Source organism: Bacteroidia bacterium, from assembly GCA_025056095.1.
In the GTDB taxonomy this organism is placed as follows: Bacteria; Bacteroidota; Bacteroidia; order JANWVE01; family JANWVE01; genus JANWVE01.
The window spans coordinates 1-4,208 of the sequence record JANWVW010000241.1; the positions used below are offsets into that span (position 1 = coordinate 1).

Genomic DNA, 4,208 nt, shown 5'->3' on the forward strand with positions numbered 1-4,208 from the left:
GCGTAGCCCGAAGCACGCCGACCTTGCCCACACGAGCGCAAGCGAAGTGTGGGCAAGGGCACGCCCAAAAAAATAATCATTTTTAGAAAAAAATTTCATTCAGAGAGTAATTTGCGAATATTGTAATCTACAATCAATGAGCTTGGGGGAAGCATACTCAAAAACACTCGCCTTACTCTACCTTGCTTGTCAATTAGATATTTTTGATAATTCCAAAAAACAGGAAAACTGAACTTACCATTTTTATCTTTTCGGGTCAAATATTCATATAACGGATGTTTGTTTTTGCCTTTTATACTGACCTTGCTAAAAATGGGAAAGCTTACTCCATAGTTGACTTGGCAGGTACGCATGGTTTCTTCGTCGTTTTCAGGGTTTTGTCCGCCAAAGTCATTACTTGGAATACCTATCACTACAAAGCCTTTATCTTTGTATTTTTGATACACTTTTTCTAACTTTTTTAGCTGGGGCGCAAAGCCGCATCGCGTAGCAATATTGACTATCATCAATACCTTACCTTGATAAGTTCCTAACGGTACCTCTTCACCTTTATTATTTTTCAGACGAATAGGGTAAATACTCTCTGCCATACGTTAATAACATAACAAGTATTGATGAGTTTTGTTCTATTTAGACGTAAAATTTTATGCACTAAGACCAACTTCTACAATACATCGGCTTTCCAAAGTTTGCATGCGTGTTTTAGGATTGAGAAAAGCAATAGATAAATTAGCTACCATAAAATACTGATTTTCATAAATTAGCTTGACTGTAATATCATTTTGCGCTTGCAGATGTGGAATATCGGATTTTTTTATGTATAACCACAACTTTTTGCCCTTCCGAACTTGCTCAAATACCTCTCCACGAGAACCTATACAGGGTACTATCTGGTTGCTATAAAAGTCTAATGAGTGATTACTAAAAGTAAATGTTGCAAAAGAGTAGTCTTTGGGCATATTTTGTTTGACGTATTTAGCTATTTCATGCGTACTTTGGTACTTTAGCAAGGTAGGATATACATGCAGGCTAAATACTACATGCAAGGCTATCATAGTAGTTACGCTGCTTAACAAGAATTGTTTTTTTATCCATTGTTGATATTGGGTAAAAACAAAAAACAATGTAGCCACAATATACCACACCCAATGGGAAGGAAAAAGCCATAGTATAGTAATACACAACAAGGCATATATCAAATAGTTCATGCTAAATTGTGCTACAGAAAGCCATCTTTTTATTTTTTCGTAATCTGTAAGAATGTGCTTAGCCGTGAGCATAGCACCCAAAGGAACTACAATATAAATGTAATGAGGAAGTTTGTAGTGAGAAAAGGATAAGGTTACGAAAATCAAGGTAAAGCTGCCCCAAAGGCTATACTCTACTTGTGTTTCTTTTTTGAAAAAATTAAAAGTTTCTTTAATATATGCGTACGCCCACAATATAGTCCAAGGTCCAAATGCCCATAGGTAAGAATGAAATAAGAAAAAATATCCTGCATCGTTGCGCCAAGGGCTTTCTCCCGTGATTCTGCCAAAGCTTTGCGACCAAAAAAAGAAACGTATAGCTTTAAGTCCGTACATTTGATACTGAGCAATAAGCATCGGAATAAGAAGTACTCCCGCTATGCTTAAAACAGCTAACCATCTCCAGTTGAGTATGCGCTTGAATTCGGCTTTGCGTAAGACATCTGTACCTAAGGCTAAAACAGGTAACATTATCCCCATTGGTCCTTTGGCTAACATTGCACAACCAATTGCTACACCCGCACCTAATATGTATATTGGCTTTTTTGTCTTTTCTAAGGCTACTAGTTGCCACAGTGCAAACAAAGTAAAGCCTATTTGCAAAGTATCTGTACGAATGTCATTTTGAATAAGAAAAAAAGTCTCCGTAGTAGCCAAAAATAGTGCACTCCAATAAGCTATCTCTTCATTGTACCATAAGTTCATTAACCGATAGACCGAATATATACATAAAAGCCCGACTAAAACCGAAGGTAGCTTATATCCAAAATTATGGATACCTAATAGTTTCATGCTCCATGCGGATAGCCAAAAAAGCAAAGGTGGTTTATCCAAGTAATCAGCGTACCGATGCTTGAAATACAAGTATTTTCCTGTTTCTATCATTTCCCGAGCAATAGAAGCATACTGTGCTGCATCGGTGTCCATTATGTCTACAAACATTCCAAATACATACACTACTACAATAGGTAAAAAGACAATTTCTTTCTTTCTCAAAATTTTCAGCATGGGCTTTTTTAGTATTTTTTAGTTTTTTTCTTTTGAGTATGGCTACTAATCACAAAAATTACCTTGTCCCCTTTACAAACGGAGTCCCGTATTCCAGGAGATTGACTGTATATTTTTGTAGGGTCAGCAAAAGGAATGTATTTGGTAGAGTCTACTTCATATTCTAATCCGTAGATATGTGCTTTTTGAATCGCTTCTTCCAAACTTAAACCGATAAATATGGGTGTAAGCATTTTAGTACATTTTCCGCTTCCCATAACAATATCTAACGTTTCACCTTGTGGAATCTTTTGACCTGCTTTTACAGGTTTTCCTTTGTGTTGATACTCTACGAATACTACATGCGAATAAGGAACGTACAAAATATTGCCTATATTCAATTTCAAACTTTTGAGCTGTTCTTTGACAATGTCCAGTGATCTACCCTTCAGGTCAGGTAGTTCTATTAAAGGGGGTTTGCTCATGTTGTAGGTCAAAATGACTTCTCTATTGCGTTTTTTATAGGTATATCCTGCTTTGGGATATTGTTCGATGATAGTTAAAGGTTGTTTTTTTTCATCGTAGACAGAGTCTAATCGCACGGTAAGCCCTTTGTCTTCTAATTCTTCTATAGCTTGCGGAAGTCGTTTATTTACCACGTTCGGAATTTGCCTACTTTTACCGTGCCGAGTGTATATAGGCAGGAAAATATTAAAAATTGCCCATAAAAGAAACAAGCTAGCTATCACTGCGCCCCCACCGTGCACAATAAGCGTAGCCCAAACAGGTCTTTTCTCCTGAAAAACAAGCCATTTTTGATAGTAGGGCTTTATCCATTGCTTGAATGAATTTATCATACGCTACAAAGTAGATAAAAATGCTTCTACTGCACTTTGAATTTGAGACTCCGAGTAATCTTGCGGAATAAATGTTTTACCTGTGAGCAATTCGTATAGTTCAATATATCTTTTACTTACTTCTTGAACGAATTGCGGAGGTAAATCAGGTAAAGTTTGTCCTTCTAAACCTTGAAAGCCGTGTTTGATTAACCATTCGCGCACAAATTCTTTTGAGAGTTGTACTTGGGGCAGGCCTTGCGCTTGTCTTTCGTAGTAACTTTGAGCCATAAAGTAACGAGAGGAATCAGGAGTATGGACTTCATCAATCAGTAAGATGTTGCCTTTTTTATCTACGCCGAATTCGTATTTAGTATCTACCAAAATTAAGCCGCGTTCCTGTGCCATTTGCGTGCCTTTTTCAAATAGTTTAAGGGCGTAGTCTTGAATTTGCGCCCATTCAAAGTCTTCTACTAATCCTGACTTAATAATTTCTTCTGCACTGATGTCAATATCATGCCCGATTTTAGACTTTGTTGTAGGGGTGATAATGGGTTCAGGAAATTTGTCACTTTGTCTCATACCTTCGGGCAGAGGTACACCGGATAAAGTTCTTTTACCTAGTTTATACTCTCGCCAAGCATGCCCTGCTAAGTAAGCCCTTACTACTACTTCAATAGGAAAAGGTTCGCAGCGCACGGCTACGGTAACGTTTGGTACAGGACTACCAAGGTAGTGATTAGGTACAATTTCTTTGGTTTGTTCTAAAAAGTATGCTGCAATTTGGTTTAATACTTGTCCTTTGTAAGGAATTTCTTGCCGTAGAATGTGGTCAAATGCAGAGATACGGTTGGTGGATACAATGACTAAATAGTCCTCACCTATACTGTAAATGTCTCTTACTTTACCCTGATAAAAGCCTGTTTGAGAGGAAAAGCGTAACATTATGCGTGCAAAGTTATAGAAAAGCTTTAATTTTTTTGAACGGTTTGCTTTGCGCAAACCAAAGACTGTGAAAGATATGGAAACAATTGTTTGATTATATTAGGTCTAAAAGATATTTTTATTTTTTGGGCGTGCCCCTTGCTGACGCAAGGGTCGGGGCATTCCGCACTGCGCTTCGCTTCGGTGCTTCGCT

Annotated in this window: 4 protein-coding genes; all 4 read right to left on the reverse strand. The window is 37.6% G+C overall.

The genetic code is table 11. The annotated features are described in order from the left end of the window. Positions 1-95: 95 nt before the first annotated feature. From NZ519_12730 to NZ519_12745, 4 genes are read right to left on the reverse strand one after another with little or no spacing between them, the layout of a single operon-like run. Positions 96-590, reverse strand: coding sequence for a redoxin domain-containing protein (locus tag NZ519_12730; protein MCS7029619.1), 495 nt, complete (start codon positions 588-590; stop codon positions 96-98). Between the two features lie 54 nt (positions 591-644). Continuing rightward, on the reverse strand, positions 645-2,243 hold the full coding sequence (locus NZ519_12735; GenBank protein MCS7029620.1) for a glycosyltransferase family 39 protein: 1,599 nt from the start codon (positions 2,241-2,243) through the stop codon (positions 645-647). 20 nt (positions 2,244-2,263) lie between these two features. Beyond that, positions 2,264-3,091: a PASTA domain-containing protein gene (locus NZ519_12740; GenBank protein MCS7029621.1), complete on the reverse strand. Its 828-nt coding sequence runs from the start codon at positions 3,089-3,091 to the stop codon at positions 2,264-2,266. 3 nt (positions 3,092-3,094) lie between these two features. After that, a complete protein-coding gene (locus NZ519_12745) occupies positions 3,095-4,015 on the reverse strand; it encodes a phosphoribosylaminoimidazolesuccinocarboxamide synthase (GenBank protein ID MCS7029622.1) in 921 nt (306 codons plus the stop codon). Positions 4,016-4,208 lie beyond the last annotated feature (193 nt).